Raw genomic sequence first — 16,644 nt, 5'->3', positions numbered from 1 at the left:
AGAAATATATATGTATTTATTAGAAAGATATGAAAGAGCGGGTTTTGCGCATAACTTCGTTATGGTCGCAGATAAACTAATCTACCCGCTTGCAGATAAGAGTGGATAACAAAAATAATCCACAAGGAAGGCCGCAGAAAGCCCCTGAACGCATCAATAATAAGAGGGGGTAAGGTTAAAAGGTGGGGAGATCTTGCCGGATCTTCGCTTACAAGAACGACAAACACCGGGCATGTGCCCGGTTAGGTTTAATCCGATTGAATTTATTGAATGGTATCAGGTGGCCGGTGACTAATGCCTATATCCATGCTGTTCAGGCGTTCCCAAACTAGCTTATTGAACTGCTCACTGCTTAGCTGGGCAAGCTCATGGGCAGGCATAGACTTGATGAGTGCCGTAGCCACTTCATGCTTGCGTTCGTCCAAGCTCTTGGATGCCAGCTTGTTGCGGCGGCGTTGAGCGCCAGCGTTCTGTTTGCGGGCATCCCATGCACGTTTGAAAATTTGTTTACGCTTACGGTTACGCGCTTCTCTTAGGGTGATAACCTCGCCCGCCTCAGTGAGTCCACTATTACGCAAAGCCAGTTGCTCATCAGCCTGAGTGTAAAGTTTATCTAAATCAGCCCCCGCAAGGCGGTAAAACTCGCTAGTAAGCACCAGAACTTTAGGGAACCAAAAGCCATTAGCCTGATCCCATACCATGCCGCTTTTCGGGTTGGCTTCATCACCATCAGCGTGAACGTAACAAAGGCCAAACGGGATCATGACTTCATCAATGAAGCGGCTGATCCGACTTACGGTTACTTTGCTTTCAGTGATGTATTGCTCACCTGTTTCCGGGTCTGTTACCCACATTTTGGATAGTTCGGCGGCCATATCTTCCAGATCGAGTTCCACGATACCTGTAGCCAGATCATGGCGTGAAAGCAGCATTTGAAACATCGGGTTGATGAGATTGCGACGCACATCTTTGAAGTCACGCTGACGGCCTGCGGCCTGACGCAAGTGGACAAAGTGAGGATCACGGGAAATGTCGCGCTTACGACAGAAGTTGAACGTTTTACCCAGCTCACCCGGTAAATTCTTCCAAGATGCAGGACGGACGTAAACGGGCTTTGGGTTTAAGCAACAGGTGCTGTGAGTTCCTCTCTTGCGTTTGGTACTTTTACAACACAAGCCATTGGAGTGAGAGCTCGCTCCCCTTCCTGCTAATTTTACGTTATTAGAATACACCTTGGCACTTCTCCGCTCTGGAGAAGTAGTGCAATCTCAACAAATTTGACTTGTTAAAAATCCACATTTTGCTACACTAATCCTCGAATGAAAGACTAAACCCGCGAGGAGCGCCAACTCCGTTATCAGCGGGTTTTGTTTTATCTGTCATCAAGTTTTTGATTAGCGTAGCTATCTGTCCCACTTTCACATGTGAAAGTGAACGTGCCCCCTTACGTGTCCCTCAAAAAGAAAAAACACAATCATTTCATATCCTTAGGCAAACAATCACTCCCATTGAGCATGGGCGCAACGGATAAGCGGTTTGATTGGAATTTACTTGTGTTATCTGGCTTGGTCATTGTTTTACCTAATAATTTTACCCATCAAATCCGCTTTGAATATCGTGGAATTTTCCATTCTTCCCTGATAAAGCGGTTATCGTCATCAAGAAAAAGCAGCCAATCATACACAGAGAGCGGAAGAGTTTCAAAAAGAAAGCGAAGTAGCTAATCATCTAACCAACACAGATATCGCCATGCCTAACGGCCAATAACTGCGCTTTAAAGACCACCAGCTACCTCGGGCTAGCTTGCGGGTTTTATTTCAAACCAACGACTGTTGTCCTTATCATTACATCGAAACGATTTTGTTATTGTGTTTCTATCTGATTGAGTGATTTGGATACAAATATGCAAATCACGATTATCTCGTATCGGTGTACGTTCACTTTCTCCATGCTGATTCAGCACTCTAAAATGCTGCATCTTACGATATTTGTCTAAGTTGTTTAGTGATATTTGAGTCTCGCAGTACACTGATATCGAATGTTTACTAAGTCTTTTGGCAACAGAGATACTCTCCGATTTTTGCAAACACAGCTTAGATGATGTTTTATGAGGACTAAACTGGGACTGCATCCGAGTTTTGCGCTCACCAATGATTCGAAAACTTCCAGGTCGAATCAATTTATATCTTCGGTAGAAATTAAATTTGTTAAGCTGCTTGGTGATCTTTACTTTGAGAACTTCTTTGACAACATCACGCCCACCATAAAGCAAGCAGATCAATATAAGTAGACTCAAAGTCAAATGTCCATCCTGTTTCATCAAATGAACATTGAACATTAACACGACTGACATGGCGAGCATGCTGCTTAAAGCAATGGTTATCAGGTGGTTTACGGATGCACGGCGCTGAGTGCACAAGTGCTCATGCCGATAAGCTGGCCAACTAGAGGCAAACTCCTCGATTTCATCATGGTAGCCCGTTCCACGGTATGCTTTCTTTCTCTGTTCGTATGGACGCCAGCCTGCAATATGGTTACGTTCAAACAAAAGTCGAGAAAGACAGTTCAACACAGATTGCGATGACGACTCTGCGTGATTGTCTCTCAACCTTTCATAGAGCTTTAACAGCTCTTGGCAGGCGATGACTAATAAACGTTGATGTGATGAGCGCGCCGATGGGTAACGCTCAAACAAAAGAGCAAACTTATAATTTACCCTCTCCACCTGCCAACACAAAGATGGCACGCCAGGGTATCCAGACTCACAACAAACCGAAAGACACTGTGCACGTATCGCAGTATGGAACGACGTTAGCCATTCCACTAGTCTACTTTCAGTTGCAGGACACCAGTGACCCATTTCCAGAGCGATGAACTCCAGTCGAGCTTCTTCAGTTAATAGACTATCGGTGTTGTGATAGAGGAATATTGAACGGTACAGATCATCCGTTGCTTCCTCACTGAACTCTGCAACTGAATAACGTTGGCCATCCATATAGATCTTGATATCTATGGTTCCAACCTCACCACCCCGTAGAATCTGGGACACCACTATAGCGTTGCTCGCTCTCCATTCTATATTCATGATGACAACTCCTACTCTGAGGTTAAGACAAACCGAGTAATCGAGTAGTACAGAAGAAATAGATTAGCAGCCCACCAATATCAACGATGGTGGTTATCGCTGGACTAGCGACAACGGCAGGATCAAGGTTGAGTCGTTTAGTCATCATAGGCAGCATAGCGCCAATAACGGTAGAAGAGACTATTTGGAAGAAGAGTGCTAAGCCAATTGCACAGCCCAACATGGTTAGTGTCAGATTCGCCGGCAACTCAACGCCATAAGACAGTAAGGTCACTTTCCCTAAGGTAATAGCAGCCAGTGCACCACCAATAACAATGGCAATGCGTGTCTCCTTCCACAACACTGACAGCCAGTCACGCAGCTTGACGCTTCCTAACGCCAGAGAGCGCACCATCACAGTCGCAGACTGCGTACCAGCATTACCACCCGAGTCCGCTATCATAGGCATGTACAAGGCCAAAACCGTAAACGCTTCAATTGCATCTTCATAACTATGGATCACCATACCGGATAACAAACCCAATATGGCTAAGCCTATTACCCAGACAATTCGCTTACTCACATGCTCCATAACAGACAGGCTCATATAGTCGCCGACATGGCCATCTTGCTGAATGCCCATCAATCGTTCCATGTCTTCAGTTTGCTCTTCAGTAACGATATCTATCGCCGATTTGGCCGATAGCAAACCAACGGGTAGCCCCTGACTATTTAAGATTGGTACAACGTCAAAACGACTTTGTTTGAGTAGCGCCACCGCATGTTCTTGTGATGCGCTAAAATGACAGCTGATGGCATGCTGGACAATCTCGGACAGTTTTAAATTAGGTTGAGACTTAAACAAAATATCCAGTTTAATTAAGCCAACAAACCGTCCCAGATCGTCGACGATAGTAAGACAGGCAAACTCAACATACAGACTGTTCAATGCTTTTTTCGCCTGCTCTACGGACATATCATGATAGAGCACTGTCATTGCTGCGGAATTAACAGTATGGATAACAGGATGCCTTGCTTGAAGAAACCGCTCTACATCTTGCTGATAATCGAACCCCTCTAGAGAATAAAGACGTTGAAGCGACTCTGCCGATAACTGCTGAGTAAAACAAAGCGTTTGCTGAATGTACTCAGCGTTAAAATGTTGGTTAAGCTTTTGTATCTCACGCATTTCAATCCAATGATTAAAAAGAGTGAAATCTACTTGCGTCGCGCCGGACTCGAAGCTAACGGTTTGGTGATGGCTGTATTCGTTTACGGTGTTAATAATGGTCATGATAACGCACCTTTTTATTAGATATGACGATCCCTTGCTCCATTCGAGCAATAGACAAAACAATTCATTTTCAGGTGGTTACTAACAAGATAACGTTTGAGTTTCAGAGAAAGAAACCAACGTCATTTTAAGAGAGCGAGAAAAGGTGAAGGGGATAACAATGTTTAGTCCATATTACTCCAATAAGATCCGCGCTCTTGAGCTAGTAATCCACCTTCGACTGTCGTTTTCCATAATATTTCTCCTGTGAAAATATGGGCGCATGGTAGGTATCCGACTCCTCATAGTCAACAGTACGAATATACAACTTGGCAACTTTGATGTTGCAAAATATTTCATCCCTTTGTTCAGAGCCACCAGCAGAATAAAGTGACGAATCGGTCAATACGAAAATTCGAGTCAGCCTACTAACGATCTACGTGGGGAATTAGTATAAAATAGTCGGACTTCGCTAAGACAGGTGACCATGTGAATCAAAAGCTAATACAACAATTGGAAGATATCTGTTCCGCAAGAGGTGTGCGACTCACTCCTCAGCGCCGAACTGTTTATGAGCTTATTTGTGAAAATAAGAAGGCCTCTAGTGCTTATGAATTATTAGAACAGCTCAAAGTCAGTGAGCCAAAAGCGAAACCGCCTACCGTGTATCGCGCTCTAGACTTTCTTTTAGAACAAGGTTTTATTCACAGAGTTGAATCAACTAATAGCTTTATCTCATGCTGTTCATTTGGTGAGCATAAGCACTACTCTCATTTATTGATTTGTGATAAGTGCGGCAATGTCGTTGAACTACAAGATGATATTCTGATAGCCTTGTTGAATAGTAACGTTGAAAAACATGGCTTCCAGTTCTCCAATCACGTTATTGAATCTCATGGCATTTGTCAGACGTGTTCATCATTGGAAGTTGAAAATAAATAGAAGAAGTTATGCGCGCTGAATTTGTAAACCCGTTTTTAGCCTCCTTAATAAATGTGCTAAAAACCATGGCGACGATGGAAATCAAACCATTAAAACCAAGAATTAAGAAAGATGAGATTGCTCGCGGGGACGTATCTGGTCTTATCGGGATGGTAGGCAACCAAACTCGTGGTTCAATGTCGATCACATTTGAAGAGGGGCTTGCACTCGAAATCATGCAGAACATGCTCGGCGAGAAACCACACGGTCTCAATGAAGAAGTAACCGATATGGTCGGTGAAATCACCAATATGGTCACTGGTGGTGCAAAACGAATTTTAGCTGAGAATGGCTTCGATTTTGATATGGCAACTCCGGTGGTTGTCTCGGGTAAAGGACATACCATCAGGCATAAATGCGATGGAGCTATCATCATCATGCCTTTTACCTCTGAATGGGGTGATGCATTTATCGAGATTTGCTTCGAGTAAACCCTCTTTCAGTTAGACAAAATAAAAAAGGCTCCGGTTGGAGCCTTTTTTATTATAGTTTTCTGCGCAGAAGCAACATGGCTATGGTTAAAAACACCAAACTAGGCCCTAAGGCACCAAACAACGGCGACATCCCATATACAAGGCTAACTGGCCCAAAGAATTCACTCGAAATGTAGAACGTAAAACCTGCGATGACACCAGACAGAATACGCGCACCCATAGTTACACTTCTTAAAGGACCAAACACAAAAGACAGTGCCATTAACATCATTACCGCGACTGAAATTGGCTGTGTCGCTTTACGCCAAAATGCCAGTTCATAACGAGATGCATCCTGTTCAGAGTCTTTCAGGTATTGGGTATAATCCCACAATCCACTTAACGGCAACTCATTAAGATCCACAGTAACGATCGCTAGTTTGTCAGGCACCAGTGAAGTTTCCCAAACTTGCTTGTCGAGCGTCTCTTTTGATAATGCCTCATCGTTTTTCATGTCTGTAATTTGAATTCGGTGCATCTCCCAACGATTATCGCCTAGATAATCTGCAGATTCCGCAAACACCGTTTCTTTGAGCTGTTTATTCTCACCGAAGCGCCAAATATTCAATCCTTCAACAGACTCGCCATTGACCTTAGAGATAAAAATGAAGTCGTTCGCATCCCGAGCCCAGACACCATTCCTAACCGATACAATGCTACCTCCAGATGTCGCTTGAAGGCGCAAATCGCGAGCCATTTGCTGAGTGGTTGGTGCCCCCCACTCCCCTAATGCCATCACTACCACCATCAAAGGCACTGCCGTCTTAAGTACTGAAAGACCAATACGTAGCTTCGAAATCCCGGCAGCTTGCATAACAACAAGCTCGGAGCTGCTCGCTAACATACCTAAGCCGACTAAGGAGCCCAGTAGCGCAGCCATAGAGAAAAACAACTCAATATCACGCGGCATCCCTAATATCACAAAGTACAATGCCGACAGCATGGTGTAGCTCCCCTCGCCAACTGAACGAAGCTGTTCGACAAATTTGATCACAGCAGATAAGCCAACGAAAACCGAGAGCACTAATATGATCGTGGTAATGATTGTCTTACCCACGTAGACGTCTAGTATTCTAAACACGCTCTAAGCTACCTCTCGTCTTTGCATGCGCTTACGACGCAGTTTCTCTCTGAATTTCCTCACACCGACCGTATCCCAAGTATTGACACCGATCGCGGCAAGCAGCAATGCAAAGTTTACTGGCCATAATCCAATGTACGACGGAAAAGCCCCATCTTCTAGCGCCGATTTCATTGCACTGATCGCCATAAAATAAGCGAAGTAAGCCAAGATTGCTGGCCCCATTTTGGCAAACTTGCTTTGCCTTGGGTTTACCGCCGACAAAGGCACCACCAACATGGTTAATAATGGAATACATACCACCAAGGAAATTCGCCAATGAAGCTCGGCTTGCGCTTTAGGATCAGGGTTACCCAATAACTCCATAGTGGGTATGGCCATCCAAGAACGCCCACGTTGTTGGACTTCGCGCTGCCCAATGACCCCTTCATAATCGGTAAACTCTGTAATCATATACTCAAGACGAGTCGGCACACCTTCATAACGAACACCGTCATAGAGCGCAATCACTTGTCGACCATCACTTAACTCTTTTACATCACCAGATTTCGCCGATATCACACTAGGTAACACCGAATCTCTTGGATTTAACTGAGCAACGAAGACATTGGTTAGCTTTTTATCTTTTATGCTGTCAATAAAGACAACCGAAGAACCGTCAGGGGTTCGTTGGAAGCTACCCGTTTGCAAAAGCTCCACCGAGTTTTCCGATGCAAGCCGTTCACGAATCTGCACTTCTTGTTCTTGAGTCCAAGGGGCTAACCAGAATGCATTAAACGCAGCTAGAGAAGTGGTCAGTACCGCTAAATACATAGCCGCACGAATAAGGAACTTATTACCTATCCCGGTCGCATTCATTACCGTGATTTCACTTTCTGCGTATAAACGCCCGAAAGTAACTAGGATTCCGATATAAATACTCAATGGGAACATCAATAGTCCCATTGTCGGCATACTAATACCCGCTAAAGTCATAATCAGACCAGCAGGAATATCTCCATCGGAAGCATCAGCAAGCACTTGGATAAATTGACGACTGAAAAACACTAAAAAGAGCACTAAAAAGATGGCTAATTGGCTCTTAACTGTTTCTCTGATCAAATATCTAACAATAATCACAGTGAAAACACCTATACAAAACTTGTTTTTTTGATTGAATCGCTATAGTTTTCGGGTAAACCTTTTATTTTTTTACTTTTTTGATCGATTCTTATCTTTAGATTATAGGCCGAAATGGCTCATAGGATTCAAGCATTAAGAATCGATTATCCAACATTTAGTTCTATTTGTCTTTAGGATGTAGGAGTACGCATGGAGTTTAGTGTTAAAAGTGGCAGTCCAGAGAAGCAGCGCAGTGCATGCATCGTCGTTGGCGTATTTGAGCCACGTCGTCTCTCTCCGGTTGCAGAGCAGCTTGATAAAATCAGCGATGGCTATATTAGCTCTTTGCTACGTCGTGGTGACCTAGAAGGTAAGCCAGGTCAAATGCTGCTACTGCATCAAGTACCTGGGGTGCTTTCAGAGCGCGTTCTGTTAGTTGGCTGTGGTAAAGAGCGAGAGCTTGGTGAGCGCCAATATAAAGAAATCATTCAAAAAACCATCAGCACGTTGAACGAAACGGGCTCTATGGAAGCGGTATGTTTCCTAACAGAGCTGCACGTCAAAGGTCGCGACACTTACTGGAAAGTACGTCAAGCTGTTGAAGCCACGAAAGATGGACTTTATACCTTCGATCAATTCAAGAGTAGTAAACCAGAAACACGTCGTCCACTTCGTAAGCTAGTATTCAACGTACCTACTCGTCGTGAGTTAAATCTTGGTGAAAAAGCGATTGCTCATGGTCTAGCGATTGCTTCAGGTGTTAAAGCGTCGAAAGATCTTGGCAACATGCCACCAAATATCGCAAACCCAGCTTATCTTGCTTCTCAAGCTCGTCGCTTGGCTGACGATTACGACACCATTTCAACCAAGATCATTGGTGAACAAGAAATGGAAAAACTAGGTATGACGTCTTACCTGGCTGTCGGTCGTGGATCAAAGAATGAATCTATGATGTCTATCATGGAGTACAAGGGCAACCCAGATCCAGATGCGAAGCCAATTGTTTTAGTTGGTAAGGGCCTAACGTTCGATTCAGGCGGTATCTCACTAAAACCGGGCGAAGCCATGGATGAGATGAAATACGATATGTGTGGCGCAGCATCGGTATTCGGTACCATGAAAGCGCTGGCTAAGCTGAACCTACCAATCAACGTGGTTGCAGTACTAGCTGGCTGTGAAAACATGCCTGGTAGTAATGCCTATCGCCCAGGTGATATCCTCACAACTATGTCTGGCCTTACAGTTGAAGTATTAAATACGGACGCAGAAGGTCGCTTGGTTCTGTGTGACGCATTAACTTATGTCGAACGCTATGAGCCGGAATGTGTTGTTGATGTTGCCACTCTTACGGGTGCATGTGTGATTGCACTAGGTCATCATATCAGTGGTGTGATTTCAAACCACAACCCACTTTCACATGAACTTGTTAACGCCTCTGAACAAGCTGGCGATCGCGCTTGGCGTCTACCAATGGCAGACGAATACCAAGAGCAACTAGCAAGCCCATTTGCTGATATGGCAAACATTGGTGGCCGCCCTGGCGGTACGATTACAGCTGGTTGTTTCTTATCTCGATTTGCTAAGAAATATCACTGGGCACACCTAGATATTGCTGGTACGGCATGGAAATCAGGCAAAGCGAAAGGCTCAACGGGTCGTCCTGTCTCGCTACTTGTCCAATTCTTGCTAAACCGCAGTGGCCAAGAGACTGAAGAGTAAACAGAAGGGCCGAAAGGCCCTTTTTTATTGCTTACCAATAACCAGAGCAAAGCGACATTTCACATGAATACGGCAACCTTCTACATCATTAATGAAGACTCTGAACAAGCCTCTCAACAGGGGTGGTTTGCCTATGTGCATTTTCTCTGTCGCCATTTTACTGCGCAAGGTGCCAAGCTCTATATTAACTGCAGTGACAAAGCCGAAGCTGAGTTGTTGGCTGAGTATTTTTGGCAAGTGACTCCCGAACAATTTATTGCCCACAATCTCATTGGCGAAGGACCTAAAAACGGCACGCCGGTAGAGATTGGTCACGAGGGCCTTAAACCCAGTTGGAATCGGCAACTAGCAATAAATTTGGCGAATAGTCACGCAACCTTTGCGCAGGCCTTTGGTCAAGTGGTAGACTTCGTCCCTTGCGAAGAAAAAGCTAAGCAAACTGCGCGAGAAAGGTATAAAATTTACCGTCAAGCGGGCTATCAGCTTCAAACCATTGAGATTCAACATTCAGAATCCTAATCAAGGTCAATCCTTATAAGTAAGCGTTAATTTCCCTGCGTTTATTTATAAGGTTTGGCAAATTTCTTTCACAGATTAAAGTAAGTATCCAGAAAGCTATGGAAAAGACATATAACCCACAATCTATCGAACAAGCTCTGTATAAGACTTGGGAAGAGAAAGGCTACTTTAAGCCTCACGGTGACACGACTAAAGAATCATACAGCATCATGATCCCGCCACCGAACGTCACTGGTAGCCTACATATGGGTCATGCATTCCAAGACACCATCATGGATACGCTAATCCGTGCCGAGCGTATGAAGGGCAAAAACACCCTTTGGCAAGTAGGTACTGACCACGCTGGTATCGCAACTCAAATGGTCGTTGAGCGTAAGATTGCCGCTGAAGAAGGCAAGACTAAGCACGATTATGGCCGTGAAGCTTTCATCGACAAGATCTGGGAATGGAAAGGCGAGTCTGGCGGCACGATTACTAAACAGCTTCGTCGTCTAGGCGCATCTGTGGATTGGGATCGTGAGCGATTCACTATGGATGACGGCCTATCTAATGCCGTTCAAGAAGTCTTTGTTCGTCTATACGAAGATGATCTTATCTATCGTGGTAAACGCCTAGTTAACTGGGATCCAAAGCTACACACAGCGATTTCTGATCTAGAAGTTGAAAACAAAGACAAGAAAGGCCACATGTGGCATTTCCGCTACCCTCTAGCTGATGGCGTAAAAACAGCAGAAGGTAAAGACTACATTGTTGTCGCAACTACTCGTCCAGAAACTATGCTAGGCGATACTGGTGTAGCGGTAAACCCTGAAGATCCTCGCTATAAAGATCTTATCGGCAAAGAAATCCTGCTTCCTATTGTAGACCGTCGTATTCCAATCGTAGGTGACGAGCATGCTGATATGGAAAAAGGCACGGGTTGTGTGAAGATCACACCTGCACACGACTTTAACGACTATGAAGTTGGTAAACGTCACCAGTTGCCAATGATCAACATCCTAACGTTCAATGCTGATATTCGTGACGCAGCAGAAGTATTCACCACAAATGGTGAAGCAAGCGATGCGTATTCAACAGAGCTTCCCGCTAAATATCATGGCATGGAGCGTTTCGCTGCTCGTAAAGCTATCGTTGCCGAGTTCGAAGAGCTTGGTCTTCTGGACGAAATCAAAGATCACGATCTGACCGTACCTTATGGTGACCGTGGTGGCGTGGTAATTGAGCCAATGCTAACTGACCAATGGTATGTTCGTACTGCACCTCTAGCAGAGACAGCAACCAAAGCCGTTGAAGATGGCGAAATCCAATTCGTGCCTAAGCAATATGAAAACATGTACTTCTCTTGGATGCGTGATATTCAAGACTGGTGTATCTCTCGCCAGCTTTGGTGGGGTCACCGCATTCCAGCATGGTATGACAACGACGGTAACGTTTATGTAGGTCGTACCGAAGAGGAAGTGCGTGAGAACAATGGTCTAGCGCCAGTTGTTGTTCTGCGTCAAGACGACGACGTTCTTGATACTTGGTTCTCATCTGCACTGTGGACATTCGGTACTCAAGGCTGGCCAGAAAACACTGATGACCTGAAAACTTTCCACCCATCAGATGTACTGGTTACAGGTTTCGACATCATCTTCTTCTGGGTTGCTCGCATGATCATGATGACCATGCACTTCTGTAAAGATGAAAACGGCAAACCACAGGTACCATTCAAGACGGTATACGTTACGGGTCTAATCCGTGACGAAAACGGCGACAAGATGTCGAAGTCTAAAGGTAACGTTCTTGACCCAATCGATATGATTGATGGTATCGATCTTGAGTCTCTAGTAGAGAAGCGCACTGGTAACATGATGCAGCCTCAGCTAGCGAAGAAGATTGAAAAGAACACTCGTAAGACATTCGAAAATGGTATCGAACCTTATGGTACTGATGCACTTCGTTTCACTCTTGCAGCAATGGCATCTACTGGTCGTGATATCAACTGGGATATGAAGCGTCTAGAAGGTTACCGTAACTTCTGTAACAAGCTATGGAACGCAAGCCGTTACGTACTTATGAATACAGAAGATCAAGATTGTGGTTTCAACGTTGGTGAAATTGAATATTCACTTGCAGACAAGTGGATCGAGTCTCAGTTTGAACTTGCTGCAAAAGAGTTCAACGGTCACATCGACAACTACCGTCTAGATATGGCTGCAAACACCATTTATGAGTTCATCTGGAACCAATTCTGTGACTGGTACTTAGAGCTGACTAAACCCGTTCTATGGAAAGGTAACGAAGCTCAGCAACGTGGTACACGTCGCACGCTGATCACAGTATTAGAGAAGACACTGCGTCTAGCTCACCCAGTACTCCCATACATCACTGAAACTATCTGGCAGAGCGTCAAACCTCTTGTTGATGGTGTTGAAGGTGATACGATCATGCTTCAAGCGCTTCCTCAGTTTGAAGAAGCAAACTTCAACCAAGAAGCACTTGACGATATTGAGTGGGTGAAAGCATTCATCACTAGCATCCGTAACCTACGTGCTGAGTACGATATTGCTCCAAGCAAAGCGCTAGATGTCATGCTTAAAGTTGCTGACGATAAAGACGCCGCTCGCCTAGAAGCGAACAAAGCAGTTCTTATCTCTCTTGCTAAGCTTGAAGACATCAAAGTACTGACAGCTGGCGAAGAGACTCCAGCATGTGCTACAGCACTGGTTGGTAAATCTGAGCTTATGATTCCTATGGCTGGTCTAATCGATAAAGATGCAGAACTGGATCGTCTAGCGAAAGAAATCGCTAAGACACAAGGTGAAGTAAAACGTATCGAAGGCAAGCTTGGTAACGAAGGTTTTGTCGCGAAAGCACCTGAAGCAGTTGTTGCGAAAGAACGTGAGAAACTTGAAGGTTACAAAGAGATGTTAGTTAAACTGGAAGAGCAAAAGCAAACTATTGCCGCGCTTTAAGCTTAGCTAAATCCATATAAAAAACCGAGGGCCTAGCTCTCGGTTTTTTATTAGCTAACAACTATTATTTCAAGAATTACTTCAAGACCGTTTCGAGTGCTTTAAGGCATAGGGCAACGTTCTCTCTTCTGGCCCCATACCCCATCAAACCAATTCGCCATGCTTTACCAGCTAACGCACCTAAACCCGCACCAATTTCTAAGTTGTACTGTTCTAAAAGCTGAGAGCGCACTGCTGCATCGTCAACACCTTCCGGCAAGTAAACAGCATTAAGCTGAGGTAATCGGCTGCCTTCTTCAACAACGAAGCTCAACCCAAGCTGTTCTAGTCCTTCTTTGAGCAACAAGTGCATGTCTTTATGGCGCTGCCATGCATTCTCTAGTCCTTCATTTTTAAGTAAGACTAGCGACTCATGCAATGCGTACAAACTATTCACTGGCGCAGTATGGTGATAGCTGCGCTTCCCTTCTCCACTCCAATAGCCCAAAACCAAGCTTTGATCGAGGAACCAACTCTGAACGGTCGTTTTGCGAGATTTAATTACCTCGATGGCCGCAGGAGAAAGCGTGACTGGAGATAATCCCGGCACACAGGATAAGCACTTCTGACTTCCGGAATAAACTGCATCTAGTTGCCATTCATCCACCAATAAAGGTACCCCACCTAGAGATGTCACAGCATCAACAATAGTCAGCATATCGTTTTGCTTAGCAAGCGAACCCAGAGCCTGCGCATCACTTACAGCTCCAGTGGATGTCTCAGCATGAACAAACGCTACTATTTTTGCATCTGAATGCTCGGCGATCGCTTGTTCTACTTTAACCACAGAAACAGGCGCACCCCATTCATCTTCTACGACAATAGCTTCACCACCACAACGAAGCACATTCTCTCGCATACGTTCACCAAACACACCATTGCGACAGACAATAACTTTGTCGCCTGGCTCAACGAGGTTTACGAAGCATGTTTCCATACCAGCACTACCGGGCGCTGAAACGGCAATTGTGAAGTCATTTTGTGTCTGAAATGCATACTTGAGCAGCTCTTTAAGTTCATCCATCATACCGATGAAGAGCGGGTCTAGGTGACCTATCGTTGGACGACTCAAGGCTTGCAATACTTGTGGGTAAATATCTGATGGGCCAGGCCCCATTAACGTACGGTGAGGGGGCACAAAGCTAGAAATAGTCATGGGCAATCCTTTAATGATTTATTGTAGTAATAAGTAAAATATCCTAAGGAAATTCAGTCTGTTCCACAACGGAATAAAAATCAACATTTTTGCAACATCCAACCACTCAGTTTTTTATGGTTAAATTGTGAATCTTCATTGACTTTTCACGCTCAAAAACGTTGAATAAACACACTATCTGTAGCAACCACTAAAAAGCTACAGCGGAAGAGGAGCACTGCCCAGGCAGGTAATCATGTGAAGCCGCAACTTCTATACATGTTACTGATGGGGAGCAGTGCCGAGATGAACTCAATTTGCAGGATTAAGTTTGTCGGTTGAACGGGCTGAATCCCTTTAACTGTCACCAAGTGATTGGTGAAGAGCTTCTGAGGTCCATTCTTCATTCGGATTCCTCCGCTCTATTTTTCTCTTCAAACATCGGATGTTGGGTTACCAACCTTATTATTACTACTGGAAGTCCTGGAGAATTACTGTGAGCGCATTCAATGTAGCTAAATTTGGCGGAACAAGCGTCGCCAACTTCGAAGCCATGAGCCGTTGTGCTGAGATCATCGAAAATAACCCACAAACGAAGCTGGTTGTAAGCAGCGCATGTTCTGGAGTCACCAACATTTTAGTTGAGTTGGCAAATGGAGTAAAAGACGAAGCGCGCCGGGCTGAGCTCATCAATAGACTTAGAGCTATCCATACTGACATTATGTCGCAGCTCAAAGACACCTCTTCTATCGAGGAGCGTGTTGAAGCACTCGTTGAAAAAGTTGCGACTTTATCCGAGGCTGCTTCTATTGCAACATCGGCAAAGCTCACTGATCACTTAGTGGCGTGTGGTGAGAGAATGTCGACTCATATTTTGACTCGATTAATGCAGGAGCGCGGGGTCGACGCTGTGCGTTTTGATATTCGCGATGTCCTGAAAACAGATAGTGACTACGGCAAAGCCGAACCAAATCTAGAAGCGACTAAGCAATTAGCCGATGAGAAGCTTATCCCACTGTGTCAGCAACATGTTGTTGTCACTCAAGGCTTTATTGGTTCTGATGAGGAAGGTGAAACCACAACACTTGGCCGAGGTGGCAGTGATTATAGTGCTGCACTTATCGCAGAAGCGGTAGAAGCTGCGGGGTTAGAGATCTGGACCGATGTCCCAGGAATTTATACAACGGACCCTCGTATTGCTCCGAATGCACGCCCTATTCCAGAAATCAGCTTTAGTGAAGCCTCCGAAATGGCCAACTTTGGTGCGAAAATCCTACATCCTTCAACACTTTTACCAGCATTACGTCACCAAATCCCTGTGTTTGTCGGCTCATCAAAAGCGCCGCAAGAAGGTGGTACTTGGGTACGACAATCCGTAGAAAGCGCGCCGCTATTTAGGGCATTGGCGCTACGTAACAATCAAACTATGGTAACACTGCGTAACCCTAAAATGTTCCAAGCGTATGGTTTCCTTGCAGATGTCTTTACCGTATTGGCAAAACACAAAATCTCTGTTGATTTGGTCACTACCTCAGAAGTCAGTGTTTCACTTACACTTGATCAAACTGATACGAGTGGCGGTGCACCAGAACTTCCTGCTCAAGCTCAACAAGAACTAGAGCAGCTGTGTACAGTCGAGGTCAAACAAGGATTAAGCCTCGTCGCGCTGATTGGTAACAACATGAGTGAGACAAAAGGCTCTGCCGCTGAAGTATTCGATACTCTGGATGAATTTAATATTCGTATGATCTGCTACGGTGCTAGCCCACATAACTTATGTTTCCTATTAGATGAAAACGAAGCAAAACAAGCCGTTAAAGCACTTCATGAAGAGCTGTTTGAATGATAGCAATGGTTGAATGAAATGGCCTCGTCGTTAGACGGGGCTTTTTTATATCAGATAGAACAGTATAAAGAGTTAGATAGGATATCTTCAGACAATAAAAAACCCGACGCTTTCGCATCGGGTTTTCTAAAAAGTGGCGGAGTGGACGGGACTCGAACCCGCGACCCCCGGCGTGACAGGCCGGTATTCTAACCAACTGAACTACCACTCCGCAGTGGTCTATTTAAAGTCTTATCTTAAGCGTGCTTTAAACAGATATTGTTCAAAGCCTGGCGATGTCCTACTCTCACATGGGGAAGCCCCACACTACCATCGGCGCTATTGCGTTTCACTTCTGAGTTCGGCATGGAATCAGGTGGGTCCACAACGCTATGGTCGCCAAGCAAATTCTTTAATTCGGAAAGCTGTTAATGCGTTCTCATACACATTCAATTTGTTCTTGCTTTGAGTCCATCA

12 protein-coding genes, 1 tRNA gene, 1 rRNA gene and 1 riboswitch are annotated in these 16,644 nt (G+C 44.8%); of the genes, 6 read left to right on the top strand and 8 right to left on the bottom strand.

The genetic code is table 11. The annotated features are described in order from the left end of the window. Positions 1-263 precede the first annotated feature (263 nt). From repA to HW45_RS18250, 3 genes are all read right to left on the bottom strand, one after another. On the bottom strand, positions 264-1,232 hold the full coding sequence (gene repA, locus HW45_RS18260; RefSeq protein WP_225489791.1) for a plasmid replication initiator RepA: 969 nt from the start codon (positions 1,230-1,232) through the stop codon (positions 264-266). A 566-nt stretch (positions 1,233-1,798) separates the two neighbouring features. Further along, positions 1,799-3,085, bottom strand: coding sequence for a hypothetical protein (locus HW45_RS18255; protein WP_038228769.1), 1,287 nt, complete (start codon positions 3,083-3,085; stop codon positions 1,799-1,801). Positions 3,086-3,107: 22 nt separating this feature from the next. Continuing rightward, the gene (locus HW45_RS18250) at positions 3,108-4,358 is read right to left on the bottom strand and encodes a magnesium transporter (protein ID WP_038228768.1); all 1,251 of its coding nucleotides are present in this window, start codon (positions 4,356-4,358) and stop codon (positions 3,108-3,110) included. A gap of 468 nt (positions 4,359-4,826) precedes the next feature. Here HW45_RS18250 and zur point away from each other — a divergent pair, with 468 nt between their 5' ends. Both zur and HW45_RS18240 read left to right on the top strand, forming a co-directional pair. Beyond that, positions 4,827-5,279: a zinc uptake transcriptional repressor Zur gene (gene zur, locus HW45_RS18245; RefSeq protein ID WP_006073191.1), complete on the top strand. Its 453-nt coding sequence runs from the start codon at positions 4,827-4,829 to the stop codon at positions 5,277-5,279. Positions 5,280-5,287: 8 nt separating this feature from the next. Beyond that, entirely contained in the window at positions 5,288-5,749 is a 462-nt protein-coding gene (locus tag HW45_RS18240; RefSeq protein ID WP_006073193.1) for a chemotaxis protein CheX, read from the top strand. Between the two features lie 52 nt (positions 5,750-5,801). Here the strand turns inward: HW45_RS18240 and lptG are convergent, their stop codons facing one another. Further along, entirely contained in the window at positions 5,802-6,872 is a 1,071-nt protein-coding gene (gene lptG, locus HW45_RS18235; protein ID WP_006073195.1) for an LPS export ABC transporter permease LptG, read from the bottom strand. A 3-nt stretch (positions 6,873-6,875) separates the two neighbouring features. Beyond that, a complete protein-coding gene (lptF, locus tag HW45_RS18230; protein ID WP_038228767.1) occupies positions 6,876-7,991 on the bottom strand; it encodes an LPS export ABC transporter permease LptF in 1,116 nt (371 codons plus the stop codon). Positions 7,992-8,183: 192 nt separating this feature from the next. On the opposite strand from lptF, the gene pepA reads away from it, so the two are divergent. The 3 genes from pepA to HW45_RS18215 all read left to right on the top strand — a co-directional run bounded on the left by pepA (position 8,184) and on the right by HW45_RS18215 (position 13,168). After that, a complete protein-coding gene (pepA, locus tag HW45_RS18225) occupies positions 8,184-9,692 on the top strand; it encodes a leucyl aminopeptidase (protein WP_006073199.1) in 1,509 nt (502 codons plus the stop codon). A gap of 63 nt (positions 9,693-9,755) precedes the next feature. Continuing rightward, entirely contained in the window at positions 9,756-10,211 is a 456-nt protein-coding gene (locus HW45_RS18220) for a DNA polymerase III subunit chi (RefSeq protein WP_038228766.1), read from the top strand. A 98-nt stretch (positions 10,212-10,309) separates the two neighbouring features. Continuing rightward, complete coding sequence (locus HW45_RS18215) at positions 10,310-13,168, top strand: valine--tRNA ligase (RefSeq protein WP_038228765.1); 2,859 nt, start codon at positions 10,310-10,312, stop codon at positions 13,166-13,168. A 76-nt stretch (positions 13,169-13,244) separates the two neighbouring features. Here the strand turns inward: HW45_RS18215 and HW45_RS18210 are convergent, their stop codons facing one another. Continuing rightward, positions 13,245-14,363, bottom strand: a complete 1,119-nt coding sequence (locus HW45_RS18210; RefSeq protein WP_038228764.1) for a pyridoxal-phosphate-dependent aminotransferase family protein — start codon at positions 14,361-14,363, stop codon at positions 13,245-13,247. 199 nt (positions 14,364-14,562) lie between these two features. Beyond that, positions 14,563-14,739, top strand: a riboswitch (Lysine riboswitch). A 48-nt stretch (positions 14,740-14,787) separates the two neighbouring features. Here HW45_RS18210 and lysC point away from each other — a divergent pair. Next, positions 14,788-16,188: a lysine-sensitive aspartokinase 3 gene (gene lysC / locus HW45_RS18205; protein WP_081875855.1), complete on the top strand. Its 1,401-nt coding sequence runs from the start codon at positions 14,788-14,790 to the stop codon at positions 16,186-16,188. Positions 16,189-16,322: 134 nt separating this feature from the next. Here the strand turns inward: lysC and HW45_RS18200 are convergent. Further along, positions 16,323-16,399, bottom strand: a tRNA-Asp gene (locus HW45_RS18200). 56 nt (positions 16,400-16,455) lie between these two features. Further along, positions 16,456-16,571, bottom strand: a 5S ribosomal RNA gene (gene rrf, locus HW45_RS18195). Between the last annotated feature and the right edge of the window lie 73 nt (positions 16,572-16,644).

Source organism: Vibrio sp. ER1A, assembly GCF_000733315.1.
Classification (GTDB): domain Bacteria; phylum Pseudomonadota; class Gammaproteobacteria; order Enterobacterales; family Vibrionaceae; genus Vibrio; species Vibrio mediterranei.
Note: the sequence above shows the minus strand (reverse complement) of the source record. Positions and strands in the feature narration are given on the sequence as shown.